Here is an 18,322-nt window from a genome sequence, read left to right as displayed (position 1 = left end):
CTGTCATAGTAACGTTGGCTCATAGCTTCGCTCCTAGAGGCTCCAACTCTTAGGTATCGCTCATTTTGTTGCCTGAATTCTCTCTGCTTAACGACCTTTTACAAACACTTTCTAGGAGCTCCCACCCGCCTCAGAAACAATATTCTGAATTCGATGTAAATATATTTGATTGTAGAAATCAGTAATATCGCAAAGTAAAATATAGCCTTCTGGATATAAATTAACTAATTCCTCAGACTTCTCGATATAATTGTTCCATCCATCACTGTCTTGATCAAAAAAAGAGCCATTGATGTTTGCTTTGATTCGATACGAACAAGCAATACGCTCTGTTGCGGGAATTCGATAATCCTCAATCGATTGGCTTACTTCATAGACAAGAGATACAAAAATAATTGCATCTATCGGATCAAGTTGATGGACAACACGGAAAGTACCACCTGCTTTGAATGCAAGGGAGGAAAAGGGAGTTCTCGGAACGTAATTTGATAAATCTATCTCTCGAATGTGGTTCTTTACTTCTGACCAATGGTGAGCAATCGCTTCATATTCAAATAATTTAGGATAAAAGTCACTATCGTAATATTTGGTTAAATGTTTTAGTGCCCATTCGAGAGAAGTGTCTTGAAGATTCATCTCAATTCTATCCCCATGTAAATTCAATATGATTTGGATAACTATTGGACGAGTATTGTACTCCCGGCTTTAACAAAAATGTTGTGTTGCTAGATATAGATTGCACTTTTCTAGTAGCAAGATGCCTAAGTCCGATCGCCCTCTTCCTCTTGCTCATCAGAGTTCTGATCCTCTGCTGGCGGTTCTGGCTCTTGCTCCTCTGAAGTCCGATCGCCCTCTACCTTGGGTTTCTCAGGTTTTTGATCCCGCTTTTGATCCTCTAATTGCTGCTTAAGCCGATCGCGGGCTTCACTGGCTTCTCGGTAATCCGACTTGTATTGCAACGCTTTGTCATAAGCTGCCAAAGCATCGGGATAGCGTTTTACATTCGTCAGGGCATTGCCCAAGCTGTACCAACTTTCGTAGTGATCAAGTTTGATTTGAACCGCTTGATCATAAGACGCGATCGCCTTGTCGTAACGCTTTAAGTTGTAGAGCGCATTGCCTCGGTTGTACCAAGCCAAATAATCGTTTGGGTTCAGGTCCAAGGCTTTGTCGTAAGCCGCGATCGCCTCGTCGTAGCGTTGCAAGCGGTGTAGCGTCCAAGCGCGACTGTAGAAAGCGAGATAGTTACTGGGCTGGAGTTTCGTCACCTGATTATAAGATTCCAGTGCCGCCTCATATTGCTGGAGGTTGCTCTGCATATTGCCCCGACTGTACCAAGCTTGATAGAAGCGTGGCTGAAACTGCACCGCCTTGTCATAGGAAGCGATCGCCTCTTGGTACTTCTGCAAACTACTCAGCGAATTGCCCCGGTTATACCAAGCTAAGTGATAATCCGACTTAATTTCTACCGCTTTGTCATAGGCTTTCACCGCCTCGTCATACTTTTGCAGATTGTGCAGCGCCCAACCTTGCCCATACCAAGCGGCAGCCGAATCCGGTTGCAACGTCACAGCTCGCTTAAAAGCCGCGATCGCTTCGTCGTACCGTTTGGCTCCAATCAAAGCTTGGCCTTTACCGTTCCAGGCTTCCGGAGCATCAATATTGAGGGCGATCGCCTGATTAAAAGACTGCAATGCCTCGTTATGTCGTTGCCAAGTGTTCAACAGCAGACCGCGATCGCTCCAACTTTCCCAAGACTTCGGATCGATTTGGATGGCGCGATCGTAAGCATCTAGCGCTTTGGGGTACTGCTTAAGCTGAGCCAACATCTCGCCCCGACCATTCCAGGCTTCGGGATAATCTTGGCGAGTCTGGATGGCTTTGTCGTAAGCAGCCAAAGCTTCCGGGTAGCGTTGCAGCGCTGCCAGAGTTTCTCCTTTACGGTACAGATCCGTGGCACTGGAGAAGTTAAAATACCGCACGCCAAAGACTGCCGCGATCGCCCCGATCGTCACTACCACTCCCCCTAGCAAGGCACTTTTGCGCCAAGAACCAAGTTTCGGCAGTTGGGTCCGCAGGAGAGAGGGAGGTTTGGGTGCGATCGCCACGGTAGCAGGTGGAGACGTGCTGAGATCCTTGAGGGCAGCTAAAACTTGAGTGGCGGATTGGTAGCGATCGCGAAAGTCATAGCGCACCATCTTATCCAAGATATTTTGCAGCTCAGGACTCACCGTGGCAGACGAGTGCCAAAGCAGCTCTCCGGTGTTGGGGTCTTTGGGTAAGTCTTGAGGTGCTAAACCTGTCAGCGCTTGAATCGTCACCATGCCCAAGGCATATAGATCGCTGGTGGGTTGTGGGTTTCCTGTGGCTTGCTCAATCGGCAAATATCCGGGAGTACCAATCGCGACTGTCCGAGGGCTTTGTCTCGCTTGCAAAAGCGTGGTGCTGATTTGCTTTACGGCCCCAAAGTCAATCAAGACTAACCTTTGGTCTTGGTGCCGCCGAACTATATTGCGCGGATTCACATCACGATGAATCACCTGTTGCTGATGCACAAACTCTAAAGTCTGCAACACATCTTGCAGCAACGCGATCGCTTGAGCCTCTGTCCACGGCACACCTGGTTGCAGTTCTTGGCTCAGGTCATGCCCCTCAATCAGCTCTTGGACTAGATAAAATTCTTGATTTTCCTCAAAGTACGCCAGCAACCTGGGGATTTGATCGTGGTTGCCCAACTGGTGCAGCACTTGCGCTTCGGTGTCGAACAAACGTCTGGCAACTTCTAGCGTCAAAGGATCGCTTGCCTGTGGCTTCAGTTGTTTCACCACACAGCGAGGCTTGTTGGGCAAATACTGGTCTTCTGCTAGGAAAGTGGCTCCAAATCCGCCATTGCTGAGGGCGCTGATGATTTGGTAATGTCCCCCCAGAATTTGCCCAGACACCAAACTCATACGACGCCCGAAACCCGTAAGTTGAAGCGTTGCGATCGCAACTTAAGCCTTGCCATTCAGTATAGTCTGCAAGTTTTTCAATAATTCTTCGGCTGTATAAGGTTTGGGTAAAAAGGTTTGGACCCCAATACTGTTATTTTCACCCACCTCATAGCCAGAAACCAAACCGCTCACCGCAATGATTTTGACTTCCGGGTCAAGTTTTTGCAGCATCCGAATCGTCATCGGGCCATCCATCGACGGCATCATCATGTCAATCAACACCGCGCTTACTTCTTGTTGGTGCTGAGCGTAGACCGCGATCGCCTCAATTCCATCATTGGCAGTCATGACGCTGTAGCCATAAGCTTCCAAGGAAATCCTGGTGGTCTCTCGAATCGGTTCTTCGTCATCTACCACCAAAATCAATTCGCCATGCCCCTTCGGTAAGTGGTGCTGCACTTCAGCTTGTCGCTCTAAAGTCGTCGCTTTAGCCGGGAGATACACCTTAAAAGCCGTCCCTCTCTCTACTTGGCTATGGACCGTGACGAAACCGCCATGACCTTTAACAATGCCAATCACCGTAGACAGCCCTAGTCCAGTACCTTTGCCAATTTCCTTCGTAGTAAAGAAAGGTTCAAAGATTTTATCCAAGTTGCTCGGTGAAATTCCCATGCCTGTATCTGCCACCGTCAGCACCACATAAGGGCCAACCTTGGCATCTAAATACATGCGAGCATAGTTCTCATCGATCCATAAGTTCTCAGCTGCCAAGCTGAGCGTGCCACCTTCAGGCATTGCATCACGAGCATTCACACACAAATTCATCAAGACCTGATGCAATTGCGTCGCATCTCCTAAAATCACCCACAAATCTGGCGGCAGCAGCTCTGTAACGATGGTGATAGAACGAGGAAAAGTTTGCTTCACCATCTGCTCAATCTCAACCAACAAATGCTTAATTTGCAGGAGTGTATGTTCTCCTTCTAAGCCTCTAGCAAAGGAGAGTACCTGCTTCACCAAATCAGCACTACGTCTGGTGTTAGACTCCAAGATTGAAAGTAAGGTTCGGCTTTGCGGGTCTTGCACTTTTTTCTCTAGCAACTGCACCGACATCAAGATCGGCGCTAGAGAGTTATTTAGATCATGAGCAATGCCACTCGCCAAAGTACCGACACTCTCTAGCCGCTGAGAGCGCAGAAACTGAGCTTCTAGTTTTTTTTGCTCTGTGATATCGGTGTTCACCATCAAGATTGATTTTGGCTGGCCGCTCTCGTCCTGCACCAAAGTCCAGCGGCTAGCGACCACAATAGCTTTGCCCGCTTTGTTTACCTGATTTAATGCTCCCTGCCACTCTCGATGCTCTTGCAACCAAGTTAGATCTTGAAGGAAGCGCGGTAGTGCGGCTTGAGGTAAAAACTCATTGACATTTTTTCCAATAACTTCGCTAGCCAACCAGCCGTAGAGGCGCTCTGCTCCTTGGTTCCAAAATACAATTTGGCTATCGAGACCTTGCACCACGATCGCATCGGTTGTCACATTCAGAAGCGCTGCTTGCTCGCGAATTTTCTGTTCGGCTTGCTTGCGCTCGGTGATATCCATCGTGACACCTAGCATCCGGATAATCTGACCGTTGGCGTCGTAATCTCCTTGACCTTTAGCCGCAACCCAATGAATGCTGCTATCAGGCCATTTCACCCGTAACTCAATATCTAGGCTAGTACCAGAGGCGATCGCTGCCTCCGTTGCTTGACTCACAACCGCAGCATCCTCTGGATGTACCATTGCTAGCAAATCTTCTGAGCTGCGAGTGAGGACGGTGGGGGCTAGCCCTAGGTTATAGGCTGTTGTGGCCGACATCATCACTTGCCCACTGCTCATGTCCCAATTCCAAGTGCCCATATGGGCCGCTTCTAGCGCTAGCCTGAGCTGATCTTCACTTCGACGGGCACGTTCTGTCTGCTGCTGTAGTTCTGCGGTAGTGCGGTTCGTTTCCAAGAGTCTTCGCACCCGTTGCCGCAACACTGCCCAATGGATCGGCTTGGTGACATAATCCGTGGCTCCAGCGACAAAGGCTTGATCTACCGAAGCAGGGTCATCTAAGCAGGTAATCATCAAAACAGGGACGCGATCGCCTCCTGGCAAGGTGCGGAGTTGGGCACAGCAAGCAAAGCCATCCATAATAGGCATCAAGGCATCCATGAGAATAATGTCTGGATGCACTTGCTGGTAAAGCGCCAGTCCTTCTTTTCCATCTTTCGCTTCTACGACCTGGTAGCCCTCTTGCTTAATCGCTTGAGCTAACAGAAGGCGCATCGAGCGGTCATCGTCGATCAACAAGACGAGAGGGGAATCAGAGAAGGGAAACACACTGGTCATCGTTAACAAGTTTGCAGTTCTAGGTTCAAAGTCGCTTTAACTCGTTCGTATTCAGCTTCTAGATGCCGCAATTGAGGCAAGCTGACTTGCCAGTCTGTTGCCATCATACCTGTACGCCCTATCACTTCTAATTCTTGGCACAACTGAGCCAGAGTCACAGCTCCCAGGGTGGCGCTGCAACCTTTTAAGCTATGAGCGGCATATCGCAGCGCTGCGGCATCTTGTTGCTGTACAGCCGCTTGGATTTGGGCAATCATTTTGGGGGCATCTTCCAGATAGTTATGAATCACCACGGCCAGCATTTCAGCCGCATTTTCACCTAACATTTCTTGCAGCGCTGCGATCGCCTTGGCATCTAATGCGCCCTTGGCAGCCCATTCGGTAGGTGTAGTCGTCATTGGGGTTAGGGCTAGTTCTGTACCTGGATTCAAGGGTTGATCCGCTAAAACCGCAGCTTGCTTCACCCCAGCTAGCGTTGATTCTGGAGCTTGCCAGCCTTGCCTGAGCAATTCCGCTAGCGCTGCCAGTCGGATGGGTTTAACTAAGTATTCGCTCATGCCCGCCGCTAAGCAGGCTTCGCGATCGCCCTGCATGGCATTGGCAGTCATGGCAATAATGCGGGGGCGGGTAGCAGGCAACCAATTTTGGCAGATATAACGAGTTGCCGTTAGGCCATCCATTTCTGGCATCTGCACATCCATCAAGATCACGTCGTAGCTGCGTTGTTGCAGCGCTGCGATCGCCTCTCGCCCATTGTTGACGACATCGATTTCATATCCCCACTGCTTGAGTCCACTCAGAATCACCTTCTGGTTTACCCGATTGTCTTCAGCCATCAGAATCCGTAGGGGAGGATGAGGCACTTGAGGAGAGAGAGGTGGCGAGACAGGCTGGTGGTTAATTTGGGGTGAACCTTGATTTAGCACCTGCAACAAAGCTTGTCCAAGCTGCGACTGCTTCACGGGTTTATTGACTAGGGCTACTCTATCTTTGATTAGGGCAACTTTGCTGGAATCTAGATTGCCCAAAGTCGTCAACAACACCACAGGTAAAGTTTGAAACTGGGGCAGTTGTCGTAACTCCTGCGCAAATGCCAAACCATCCTTCTCTGGCATTTGCACATCAATCACCGCCAGATCAAACTCTTCCCCCTGGTGCAGCCACGCCAGCGCCTCAGCTCCAGAGGCAGCCGTACGACAATCCGTTCCCCAAAATTGCATGTGTTCCGCTAAAGCCTGACGACTCGCGGCATTGTCATCTACGATTAGCGATCCCTTACCCGACAACAGAGAGAACTGCTTCAGAGAAGTTTCAGAAGGAGAGCCGACCAAATCCGCTGTTGTGGCTGTTGCGATCAGCGTGAAGTAGAAGGTAGAGCCTTGGTTAACGGTGCTCTCAACCCACATGCGACCACCCATCATGTCGCTGAGCTGCTTGCCGATCGCTAGACCCAACCCGGTGCCGCCATACTGTCGAGTGGTCGAAGCATCCACCTGGCTAAACGGCTTAAACAAGCGATCGCGGCGGTCTGTAGGAATCCCGATGCCTGTATCCTTAACCGCAAACTGGATTTCATAAGTTTGGCTAGCAGAACTTGTTGCCAGAGGGCGAGCCTGTACCGAAACCACCACTTCTCCTGACTCGGTAAACTTGACGGCATTACCTAATAGGTTCACCAAGATTTGGCGCAATCGGGTGGCATCTCCCACGATCCATTTTGGTGTTGTCGGCTCAATCCAACAGACCAGTTCAATGGCTTTTTCAGCAGCTTTAGGAGCCAACAAATCTAGAGATGCTTCTACACAGTTGCGTAGCTCCAACGGAGCCAACTCTAGCTCTAGCTTGCCAGATTCAATTTTAGAGAAGTCCAAAATGTCATTAATAATCGTTAGCAGGCTGTCCCCACTACTACGAATCGTGGCGGTTAAATCCTGTTGATATGAGTCAAGGTCAGTCGCTAACAGTAAATCTGTGAACCCAATCACCGCATTCATGGGTGTCCGGATTTCGTGGCTCATATTAGCCAGGAATTCACTTTTAGCTTGGGTAGCCGCTTCTGCCACTACTTTTGCTTGAGCTAGCGCCTGATTTGCGCGTGAGAGTTCTTCCGTCTGCTCCAAAAGCTGACGCTGGGCAAAGTAGCGCTCTGTAATGTCATCGATCACCCAGAGCCGTCCCGGTACGTTGCGGACCTGAGTCATGGTGCTAGAAAAGCTCAACACTTTGGGCTGAGGCTGAGTGTAAATCCAGTTCCAGTTACGAATCTCCGAGCGCGGTTGCGAGAAAAACTGTGCCGCTTGAGTCGCAATTTCGGCTTGGTTCTCGGCGCTAGACCTTAACTGCGCCATTGCAGCGGCCAGAAGCGGCGGATCGATCGCCCCTGGACCTAAGTTAAGGTGGGTCGCAGCCGCTAAGTTAACCCAGCCCTGCTCACCACTTTCATCCACAAACACCACACCTTGATGGATAGTTTCGAGGATGGCTTCAAACCGAGCTTGCAGTTTATCGAGATTCAAGGTGATGTCATTGAACTGCAACAGAGTGCGTAATTCTCCAATTACAGATTCAATCAACTGCTGCATGTGAACTGGAATGGCGATTCGACGCTGCCAGATCAGTAAAATGGCCCCCTGAAAACCCCCAGGATGTTGCAAGGGCAGAATAGCGACAGACTGGGCACCTTGAGCGAGTAGAACGCGGGACGCTTCTGGTGTAGAAGCATAATCTGTGTAATAAAGGCAGCGATTTTGGGCGATCGCAGTGGCGAATAAACTAGGTGTGGTCAGGGCGTTAGGTAGAGCCGTTTCTGGTAAGCAGACCAATGCCTCTGCTGTCACCTCATCCAACTGACGCAAAGCGATCGCAGCATCGGCAACCGTCACTTCTTGCAGAGACACCAGCACCCGCCTCAACAAAGCATCAGGTGTCGCTAAAGTCTCTACTTCGGTTAGTTTGGCTAGTAGCGCTTGTGAAGCCAGCCGCCACTCAATCTTTTGGCAAAATCGCCGCAACCCTACGATCAAGGCAGCAGAAATACCCCAAGCGATCGCCTGCCGGATAATGGGTTCTGGCCCCAAGACAACCGCCAACCCCATTCCTGCACCTAGCAGCAACATCAGCGGTAGCGGTGGCAGTGGCAAGAGAAGCCCTAACCCTAAAACTAATCCCACCCACAAATCAGATGCGTCCCCCAATACAACTAACCCGCCGCAGCCGCTCATCGCCAGCATCAGCAAAACAGGCCGAAAAGTAGGCAACCAGTCAGGATGACGTAGAGACAACTGCAACCAGGAAGTTGTTAAGTAGCCAAACATGCAGCGATCGCTTGGGTAACTGTCTCTGGAGCACTGAGGTGAGGCAAATGTCCTTCAGCGGCAATGGGGACAAGTCGACCAGAGGGGATATGATCTGCCAAATACTGCCCCACCTGGGGTGGCACCGCAATATCATTATTCGATTGTAAAATCACAGTCGGGATGTTGAGCCGCCCTAACTCAGCTCGGTGGTCCGACTGAAAGATCACGCGAGCCACCGCTTGGGCAATATCAGGCCGAATCTGCGCCAAAGTCTTAGCAAATTCCAGGGCTAGCTCCGGTTTATCGGGATTACCCATCACAATGGGCGCAAAACCACTCGCCCAAGCATAGTAGTTAGAGGCCATCGCGGCATAAAGTGCATCTAAATCAGCTTGCTCAAATCCACCGAAATAACCTGCATCATTGAGATAGCGAGGAGAAGCACTAATAAAAACCAGTTGGCTAAATCGATCAGGCTCTACTAAAGCTGCCAGCAAACTAGCCATCCCACTGACTGAGTGAGCCACCAAAACCGCTTGCTTAAGCTTTAGCTCAGCACATAAATCTAATAAATCTTCTGCATAACTATAGAGACTGCTGTAGCGACGTGGGCTGTAAGCTGAGAAATCGGATTGACCCGCTCCCACGTGATCAAACAAAACAATCCGAAAATTGGGGGCAAAAGCAGCGACTTGATGCCGCCAAGCACTTTGGTCGGAGCCAAAACCATGGGCAAAAATGATGGTTTGTTTGCCATCGCCCAACTGATTAACGTTGTTTCGCTTTAGCACGCTCGCTGCCATGAGTCGGTATCCTTAGAACCATCCTCATCTTACAAACTAAAACGAAATTAGCTTTTCAGCTCACCTGGCGTGACTTTCTTAGCTTCTCCAACATTTAGCGATCGCGATCGCTGCTTACACCCGTTCTGGTACCGCTTTGCAACTACCTGTAAGGCGTTGGTACTCTTTAGTTGCCACCTGATATGCCTTGTCGCTTTCGGCCTTGACTCGCCAGATAGCAAAAATAATTTGGCTTTGACTCAATCCTAAAGCTTGCAGGTGGTGGATACGATACCGGAGTTCCAAGTCTCTTTGGTAGGCATCATGCAACAACGTCACTGTGCCCTCTGGATCAACAAAATATTCTTCAGCTAGAAGCTTAAAGTGATTCCCATCGTGAATCATGCCGTGAATTAAAGCCTTCACGCTTAGATAAGTGCGATAAGCTGAGCCGTTGCCGCCTCGATTGCCAAACAAATAAACTCGTTCTTCAATTTCTCGCAGCTTTTTCTGAGCTAAGGTAATTTTTTGAATTTGTTGCTTGACTGACCTAGGGTTAGCCGGAAGCTGCAACTGAATACTGGGTTTAATTTGGTCAATCTCTTCAATAATTTGCCGAAACACACTGCTGGTATTCATTGATACTTAGTATTTAATTCTACGGATAAAGATACCCCACCTTTCAATTTTTAATAGAGATGGGGAGATTGGCTAAAAATTAATCGTAAAGACACGATGAAAGAATAATGAACTTTACAAATCTGTTTTTAAAGATACAAACACTAGGAAACCGATTACAGGAATCGTAAATTTTTATACAAGGAATTAATTTTCAATCCGCGTCATCGAGCCCAAAATCACCCCTTGTGTGTCCCCACCCGCTTTCTCTAAACCAACTCATGCAGGAAATCACATATTTCTAGCGTCCAGCTAGGGTTGGCCTATGGCAGAGTGGAAGGTAAGAATAATCAGATGCAGTTTTAGTTACGGGTAAGAGGCATGGACCGCTCTAAGTTTGTCGCTATCATCACCGGCGTAATTGCTGTCGTGCTCAGCATTGCTTACTTACTGGTGGTGCAATTTTTAGACTTTCGCGGGGAGATGATTCCAGCCCCTATCGACGATCTTTCGGTTCTACCTCTAGCGGCTCCCCAGCTGTGGCATTTTCTGTCAAGGGTCTAACCACGCGAGCGATCGCTTCTTGAATAAACGCTTTGACAAACTCATCACGGCGGTTGAGCTGAAATTGCCGCTGCACCACTTCCGTCATGCCGCCGTCTCCCCAATTCTGATCGTGGCGAAAGTATTCAATAAAGCTCTTGCCTGCAATTCGCGTCAGGTAGGCAGCACTAACCCCCTGAATCGCTTTCCCAACTAAAAACGTGGCTACATTCAATCGCAAAGCAGTTGAAATCAGATCGATCGCGCCTTTAACAATACCTAAGCTAGCCAGGGTTTTCGCTAGGGAAATGGCCAGTTCTCTGCCTCGCTCGGCATTAATGTCGCAGCCATACACCTGACCAATCTCCACCACCATCTGGGCATTCACGGCCGCAGTAGCCAGCAAATCGATCACGGGCAATGGGGTCACCGCAATCACCCCCGCTCCAATCCATTGAAACCGCTCCACAATCTTATCGGCTTGGCGACGACGTTCAGTATCAATCAGCGTCCGAGCTTCGTCACCCAAGCGCTGAGATTGCAGCAGGATATTGTCAGCTACTAAATCTTCGCCCTCAGCCCGTAACACCGCCGCCATCCGCTTGAGCAACGGCATAATCTCCGGTTCTGGTTGCAACCAGTCGCCACTTTCGAGCCGCACGGTTTGAGGCTGAGCCGCTACCGCCACAATATCGGCAGCTGCTACGAGATCTCGCAGGCGATCGCGCAAACGGGCCAAAATGGTTTCTCGGTCTGGATCGGGGTACAAATCAGTTTTGTTCAGAACCACCAGCGATCGCTTCCCAATCTCGGCCAATCGCCGCAACGGTTCGTATTCAGACTGTCGCAGGTCGTTATCGAGAATAAAGAGTAGCAAATCGGCTTCAGTGGCTAACTGACGGGCTCTCTGTTCACGTTCAGTTCCTGCTACTCCCGCTTCTAGAATGCCTGGAGTGTCCGTCACCCAAATTTCTCTATTCAATTTTTTCAGCTTCAGCTGATAGGTTGCTCCCACATCCGTCGTTCCCATCGGGGCTCCGACTTGCCCGACGACTCGACCAATTAAGGCATTCACAATCGAAGTCTTACCTGCCGAGCCCGTACCAAACACCACAACTCGCAGTTCTCGCCGGGAGAGGTTTTGCTCAATGGTGCGAGAACGGTTGATCAAGGCTTGACGCGCTACCTCATCCTGAATTTGCGCCACTTGCTGCCGCACCGCTCGTAAGTTTTTTTCGGCTACATCTGCTTTGGCGGTTGGCAGCTTGGGTTGGGGTCGGCGAGCTTGGCGCTTTTGCAGTTGTGGCAATACGAGCAAGTAGTAAACAAACGCAGCCACCAGCACCCCTAGCAAGACAATCAGCAGTAGGAGCAGTAGATTGGCTAGGAGAGGGGCGGTAAACGCGATCGTGTAGTAGAGCCGAGAGAGCGAATCAATCAGCCACAACATCAGCCCCAGCAATAAGGTGAGGCCGACAATCAGTATGATCAGGCGCGACGAAGGCATGAACTCAGCCTAACCTTGCTTGATGGCACGAACTCAAACGGCGCTCGCTCAGCAAATATGGCAACTGGCATGGCTACTGGCAGGCCGATGCTTTTCATTCTAATCGTCTCTAGTCGTGAGATTGGCAACCTCTGCTAATAGCTAGACGCGAAGTTATTCCGGAGCAGGCAAAATTTTAGACGAATGAGTGAACGGTCGCTTTGTCATGCAAGCGGCAGGTAAGAAGGCTAAGACCTTTGGGACTCAAGTAGTAGTTCAGTAAACAAGGAAAAACTATGGGACTTTTTGACCAAATCGTCAGCGCCATCGATAACCCCAACCAACAAGCTAATCATGGTCAACTAGGCGGCATTGTCAATGTCGTCCAGCAACTGAGCCAAAGTTCTGGCTCGAATCCGGCGGTGATGCAATCAGTTTTGTCTATTGTGGGCAACCATGTCCGCTCAGCGTTGCAGGAGAAGCAAGCGATCGCAGGTCCAGAGCAAGCTCAAGCGATCGTCAATCAATTCGGCGGCACCCAGGCAAATCCCCAAGCAGTGCAGAGTTTGTTTACACCAGGACAGCAGCAGCAAGTCACTCAAGAAACAGCTCAACAAACTGGTCTGAACGCTCAGACCATTCAAGCGATGCTGCCAATTTTAGTTCCTATTGTCTTAAATCTTTTGGGGAGTGGCACCAATACTCAGAACCCACAAAATTTAAATCCCGTGCTGGGTTCCTTTTTAGACACCAACCGGAGTGGCGGGGTTGATGTGGGAGATGTCGTTAACCTGGCGAGCCAATTTCTCGGCCATCGGTAATTAGCCGCCTTAATTGGCCAACAGAGCAAAACTTAGGGTAGGACCTTTGAACCCTAATCCTTGGCTCTTTAGTTCACTTAACTCTTTGTGCCCCAAGAGCCTTAATTAGACAAACTCGAGGGCACAAAGAAAAATTATTTGCGAAGCGCTACATCACGTCGACAACCTAACTGAGTCAACTCAATTTAGGCATTGCAGTCGATTGCTAAATTGGTCTGTAACTGTAGCGACTTAGTAGCGACTTCTCGAGGAAGCACCACTACTTTCCCGTGGCTTAGCTTTGTTGACTTTTAGCTCTCGACCCAACCACTCTGCTCCATCAAGCTCAGCGATCGCAGCGTCTTCCTTTGCGTCATCTTCCATTTCGACAAACGCAAAACCCCGTTTTCTTCCTGTCTCACGGTCTGTAGGGAGGCTAACTCGGCTGACTTTGCCGTATTCCGCAAAGATCTCCTTTAGATCCTCTTCAGTAGCCTGAAAAGCCAGGTTGCCAACGTAAATAGTCACAATTCTCTCCAAACCAAACGAACTCAATAGCCTGCTAGTTCTTATTAGGCAAGAGTAATAGTTCAAAAACTACATTCTCGTTCTAATACTGAATCTAGCTTCGGTAGCGATCATATCCGATCTCTTTAGAAATGCAGCCTAATGTTAACAATATCTATACAAAAACTTCTCCTTTATAGAAGTTGTGATAGAGCCGATCTAATAGGATTGATATCAATAGGCTAGAGCTTTTGTGGAGACAGACCGAGTTAACTTACTCTTAACCAAAATAGTGATAACTCCTGACCTAGGCAAGGACCGCTGCAATACTTAAAAATATGGTTCTACTGCATCTAATTTAAGAACTCACAATCACAATCTAAAAGTATCGAGGAATACTCCTGACGCTAATAAGAGTTGCTATTATTACGCGCTTTAAACTCATCGAACTTGAAGCATCAACAATTCAAGCGGCCTAGTACTTCGCTTGCTCAAGCATGAGGCATTGCTTCAAGAATCGCAGTCGATAAAAGCACAGCAAGCTAAGGGACAAGTCAGCGATCGCCCTAGTAGTTATGCTGCTTTTGGGCGATCGCTGTGTTCTACTTTCCCCGACGCTGCGTTATATTGGCTGGCCTCTGAGCGCGGCTACTCTGAGGTGCTCTATAGGCTGCTTAAGGCCGCTCAAAGTCCGAAGCGGGGCGGAAACTCTGTGCGGGTACGCCTCGAAGCGCTTGTTCCATGAAATCGCGCCAGATCGGAGCGACTAGAGTTCCCCCTGTGGCTCCATATCCGAGCGGAGCGTAGTTATCATTTCCTACCCAAACGGCTACCGAAAGCTGCGGTACATAGCCAACAAACCAAATATCCCGCTCGGAAGAAGTCGTGCCTGTCTTACCAGCAGCAGGGCGATCGAGGCGGGCTGCTGTGGCCGTTCCTCGCTCAATCACTCCTTGCAACACACTATTCAGCGAAGCTGAAGCCCAAGGGTCGAGTACAAGCTGAGGCTTAGGCGTATTGTCTAAGAGTAGATTGCCACTGCTATCCGTAACCTGAGCAATAAAGGTGGTCTCGGAGTGCCAACCATTATTAGCAAAGGTAGCATAAGAGCCCGCCATTTCTAGAGGTGTTAAATCAACTGCACCGAGAGGCAAAGAAATGACGGGTTCCATTGGGCTTTTAATGCCCAACGTCCGACAAATTTCAATCACCTTATTCAGGCCAATTTCTTGCCCCAGCTTCACCGCTGGAATATTTCGTGACATTTCTAGCGCCCGCCGCAGGCTCATCGCCCCTGCAAAGGTGCCATCGTAGTTCTGAGGCGAATAGTATTCGTAGCCATCTGGATAGCTCACAGGCGAGTCATAAACAGTCGAGTCAGCACCATATTTACCAGAGGCCAAGGCAGCATAGTAAACAAATGGTTTGAACGCGGAACCGGGCTGCCTCAGGGCTTGCACAGCTCGATTGTACTGGCTCTGTTTATAATCGACCCCACCTACCATCGCCTTGACAAAGTGAGTCCTGGGGTCAACAGCGACCAGTGCCATCTGATCGGCCATGTAGGAGAGACGATAGTGACCCCGGCTTACAGTATCCTCAGCAATCCGCTGGAGCTTGGTATCAATCGTGGTCTGCACCCGCATCCCTCCTTTGAGGACTGCATCGCGGCCAAAGCGTTTAGTTAGCTCCTGTACCACAGCCTCAGTTACATAGGGCATATTGCTGGCTTGGAAAGAAGTTATTTGCCCTAATTTCAGCGGTTGTTTGCGAGCTGCAGCCTCTTCTTGGGGGGTGATCCATTGCAGCTCCCGCATGCGGCGCAGGACTGTTAGTTGACGCTGCTTAGCCAACTTATAGCTAACAAAGGGACTATAGTTTTCGGGAGCCTGAATTAAACCCGCCATCATGGCGGATTCGGCTAGATTAAGCTCGGAGGCATGTTTGCCAAAGTAGCTGGCAGAGGCTGTTTCAATGCCGTAAGTGTTATGCCCCCAATAAACCTGATTCAAGTACATTTCAAGAATCTGGTTTTTGGTCAAAATCTGCTCTAGCCGTAGAGCCAGCACGCCCTCTGCCACTTTCCGGCTAAAAGCTCGCTTAGGCGACAGAAACAAGTTTTTGACCAACTGCATGGTTACGGTGGAGCCCCCCTCCACGGTTCTGCCCTGCTCCAAGTTAGCCATGAAAGCCCGGGTAACCCCGACTGGGTTGATGCCGTGGTGCGAGTAGAAGTGACTGTCCTCAATCGCGATTACAGCTCGCTTTAAGTCAGGAGAGATTTTGTCTAAGGGCACCACTTCCCGGTTTGCTTCTCCGTGGATGCTAGAGAGCAGCTTGCCCTTGATGTCATAGACGTGGGTGGTTTCGGTAGGCACATAGCTACGCAGTACTCGCACATCAGGGAGGTTACGGAAGCTAATCGCTAAACCAACTAACCCCCCAGCCAGCACAGAGCTAGATAGCATGGTGATTCCCAGGAGGGTGCCTCCTGTCACTTTGGCAACTGCCTGCACAAATTGCAGCATCGGTGCTGGGTTAGCCGGTTTTTTCTGTCCGATGGTGTTAGATGACACGGCGATTTCACTTCCTCAACACAAAAGGCGTTATTTAAGATCAAGCATTCCGAAGCGGGGGCTTCCGGAGAATTTTAACTGCGATCGCAGCTAGGTGAGCGTCTAAAGATCCCGACTTAAATCTGCGGGTTCAACTATCTTAGGTGAGACGATCAAAGCAAATAAGGAATAGATTAACCTCAATCTGGAGATTGAGAAGCGCAAATTGAAGTTCAAGATCAAGGTGGAGTCAAGGTAAGTATTTCTGAAATGTTGGCAATATAGTAGTCTGACTGTTGAGGCTTTACCACATAACGGTTGGGCACACAGTCTGCCCAAGTTTGCCCAAATCTAAATTTTTCGTATCTCCAGCCTTTTTATTCCAGTGAGTTTAGCGAACCCCGTTGCCACATTGCAAAGTATGACCTCTCTTGAAGCATCTCGTGTTGAGCAAAGCCTGGCATGGCTAGACCGGGGGACGAGTGAAATATTCCCAAGCCGACCCGATAGTAATGACCCAGATGAAAATCTAATCCAACGCTTAGCTCAAGCAGACAGGCCGTTGCGAGTTAAGTTTGGTATCGATCCGACTGGAGCAGAAATTCACTTGGGGCATAGTATTCCCGTGCGCAAGCTCCGGGCTTTTCAAGATGCTGGCCACACTGCTGTTTTAATCATTGGAGATTTCACCGCTCAAATTGGCGATCCGACTGGCAAGTCTGAAGTGCGCCGACAGTTAACGCCAGCAGACGTAGCTCAAAACGCTCAAACTTATCTGGATCAAGTCCGACCGATCTTGGACTTCGACACACCAGGTCGCTTAGAAATTCGCTACAACTCTGAGTGGCTCGCCAATCTTGACTTGTCAAAAATTTTGGAACTGCTCTCAACCATGACGGTGGGGCAAATGCTCGCAAAAGAAGGCTTTGCAGAACGCTACGAGCGAGGCAATCCAATTTATCTGCATGAATTTCTCTATCCCTTGATGCAGGGCTACGACTCGGTAGCAGTGCAAGCAGATGTGGAACTGGGCGGCACTGACCAGAAATTTAATATTGCTGTGGGCCGAGATTTACAACGCCACTTTGGACAAACGCCTCAATTTGGCTTGTTAGTACCGATTTTGATTGGCACCGATGGAACTCAGAAAATGTCGAAGTCTTTAGGCAACTACATTGGCTTGCTCGAAGACCCCTTGACTATGTACTCGAAGCTAGAAAAAGTACCCGATGCACTGTTACCTCAGTACTGCGAGCTACTAACTGCTCGCGCCTTAGATGAGTTGCCCGAAAATCCGCGCGATCGCCAGAAGCTCTTGGCGCTTGATGTTGTCAGCCAATACCACGGGTCAGAAGCCGCTGTTAACGCTCAAAAAGCCGCTTTAGATTTAATCGGTGGGGGCACCGCTCAAGGTAACGCGGTTCGAGAATTTTCTCTGACAGAAATCCAATTTCCTGCCAAGCTGTTCTACTTAGTTAGTGCCAGCGGTCTCTGCAAAACCAGCTCAGAAGCGCGGCGACAAATTCAAGGTGGAGCTGTCAGGCTGGAGGGCGATCGCGTAGATCAAGCAGACCTCACCTTCAGCTCCCCAGAGGAGTTGCACGGACGAGTGTTACAGCTCGGCAAAAAGAACTTTGTCCGTCTCGTACCGTGAGGCCCAATGTCAGTCACAGAAAAGTCAGTCACAGAAAAGTCAGTCGCAGAAAAGATTATTGTGCCTCTAGATGTACCCACCGAGGCAGAGGCAATCGCCTTAGTGGAACGCCTACCTCAAGTGAGTTTCTGGAAGGTGGGATTAGAGCTGTTTGTCAGCAGTGGCCCTAGCATCTTGACCGCCTTGAAAGAGCGGGAGAAACGCATCTTTTTAGACCTAAAGCTGCACGACATTCCCAATACGATGGCGGGAGCATGCCGAGCCGCAGCCAAATATGGCGTAGACTTGCTCACAGTGCATGCCACAGCGGGGAAAACCGCGTTAGAGGCATCTCAGGCTGCGGCTGAAGCAGGAGCGATCGCAGCGGGTCTACCTGCGCCGAAATTGATTGCAGTCACGCTCTTGACCAGCCTTTCATCCCGGATGTTAGCTTTTGAGCTGAAAGTGCCTTTAGAGCTGCCAGAATACGCCTTACAAATGGCTTTGTTAGCCAAGGAGAGTGGCTTGGCAGGAGCAGTTTGTTCTCCTCAGGAGGCTGAGCAACTGCGGCAAACTTGTGGTGACAACTTCCTCTTGGTTTGTCCGGGGGTGCGCCCCACTTGGGCAGAAGCAGGGGATCAGAAAAGAGCCATGACCCCAGCCGCAGCTTTACAGGCAGGAGCCAGTTACCTAGTGATTGGTCGTCCGATTACGGCTGCTCCTGACCCAGAAGCCGCCTTTGCCCGAATTTGTGATGAATTGGCAGTTGTGGCCTAGCGTGAGGAGATCCGTA

12 protein-coding genes are annotated in these 18,322 nt (G+C 49.7%); 3 read left to right on the top strand and 9 right to left on the bottom strand.

Translation table 11 applies throughout. From position 1 onward, the window contains the following. Positions 1 to 111: 111 nt before the first annotated feature. From H6F68_RS12800 to H6F68_RS12770, 7 genes are all read right to left on the bottom strand, one after another. Positions 112 to 636, bottom strand: a complete 525-nt coding sequence (locus tag H6F68_RS12800) for a hypothetical protein (RefSeq protein WP_190559497.1) — start codon at positions 634 to 636, stop codon at positions 112 to 114. Positions 637 to 761: 125 nt separating this feature from the next. Further along, complete coding sequence (locus H6F68_RS12795) at positions 762 to 2,951, bottom strand: tetratricopeptide repeat protein (RefSeq protein ID WP_190559495.1); 2,190 nt, start codon at positions 2,949 to 2,951, stop codon at positions 762 to 764. 42 nt (positions 2,952 to 2,993) lie between these two features. Next, positions 2,994 to 5,309, bottom strand: coding sequence for a response regulator (locus tag H6F68_RS12790; protein WP_190559493.1), 2,316 nt, complete (start codon positions 5,307 to 5,309; stop codon positions 2,994 to 2,996). Positions 5,310 to 5,311: 2 nt separating this feature from the next. Then, positions 5,312 to 8,623, bottom strand: coding sequence for a response regulator (locus tag H6F68_RS12785; protein WP_190559491.1), 3,312 nt, complete (start codon positions 8,621 to 8,623; stop codon positions 5,312 to 5,314). After that, complete coding sequence (locus H6F68_RS12780; RefSeq protein WP_190435700.1) at positions 8,608 to 9,408, bottom strand: alpha/beta fold hydrolase; 801 nt, start codon at positions 9,406 to 9,408, stop codon at positions 8,608 to 8,610. Before H6F68_RS12780 ends, H6F68_RS12785 begins: the two co-directional genes overlap by 16 nt. A 114-nt stretch (positions 9,409 to 9,522) precedes the next feature. After that, positions 9,523 to 10,026, bottom strand: a complete 504-nt coding sequence (locus H6F68_RS12775) for a hypothetical protein (protein WP_190559489.1) — start codon at positions 10,024 to 10,026, stop codon at positions 9,523 to 9,525. Between the two features lie 475 nt (positions 10,027 to 10,501). Further along, complete coding sequence (locus H6F68_RS12770) at positions 10,502 to 12,055, bottom strand: YcjF family protein (protein WP_190559487.1); 1,554 nt, start codon at positions 12,053 to 12,055, stop codon at positions 10,502 to 10,504. A 275-nt stretch (positions 12,056 to 12,330) separates the two neighbouring features. Between H6F68_RS12770 and H6F68_RS12765 the strand changes: the two genes are divergently transcribed. Next, complete coding sequence (locus tag H6F68_RS12765; RefSeq protein ID WP_190549579.1) at positions 12,331 to 12,855, top strand: DUF937 domain-containing protein; 525 nt, start codon at positions 12,331 to 12,333, stop codon at positions 12,853 to 12,855. A 231-nt stretch (positions 12,856 to 13,086) separates the two neighbouring features. On the opposite strand, the gene H6F68_RS12760 is transcribed toward H6F68_RS12765, so the two are convergent. Together H6F68_RS12760 and H6F68_RS12755 are read right to left on the bottom strand one after the other, a co-directional pair. Then, positions 13,087 to 13,362 carry an RNA-binding protein gene (locus tag H6F68_RS12760; RefSeq protein WP_190435714.1) on the bottom strand — a complete coding sequence of 92 codons (276 nt, stop codon included), beginning with the start codon at positions 13,360 to 13,362 and terminating at the stop codon, positions 13,087 to 13,089. A gap of 653 nt (positions 13,363 to 14,015) precedes the next feature. Further along, complete coding sequence (locus H6F68_RS12755) at positions 14,016 to 15,917, bottom strand: transglycosylase domain-containing protein (protein WP_399313816.1); 1,902 nt, start codon at positions 15,915 to 15,917, stop codon at positions 14,016 to 14,018. A gap of 400 nt (positions 15,918 to 16,317) precedes the next feature. Here H6F68_RS12755 and tyrS point away from each other — a divergent pair, with 400 nt between their 5' ends. Then, positions 16,318 to 17,550, top strand: a complete 1,233-nt coding sequence (tyrS, locus tag H6F68_RS12750; RefSeq protein ID WP_190559485.1) for a tyrosine--tRNA ligase — start codon at positions 16,318 to 16,320, stop codon at positions 17,548 to 17,550. A gap of 6 nt (positions 17,551 to 17,556) precedes the next feature. Further along, positions 17,557 to 18,306, top strand: coding sequence for an orotidine-5'-phosphate decarboxylase (pyrF, locus tag H6F68_RS12745; RefSeq protein ID WP_190559483.1), 750 nt, complete (start codon positions 17,557 to 17,559; stop codon positions 18,304 to 18,306). Positions 18,307 to 18,322 lie beyond the last annotated feature (16 nt).

The organism is Trichocoleus sp. FACHB-262, from assembly GCF_014696035.1.
Taxonomy (GTDB): domain Bacteria; phylum Cyanobacteriota; class Cyanobacteriia; order FACHB-46; family FACHB-46; genus Trichocoleus.
This window is presented reverse-complemented; position numbering and strand designations above follow the sequence as displayed.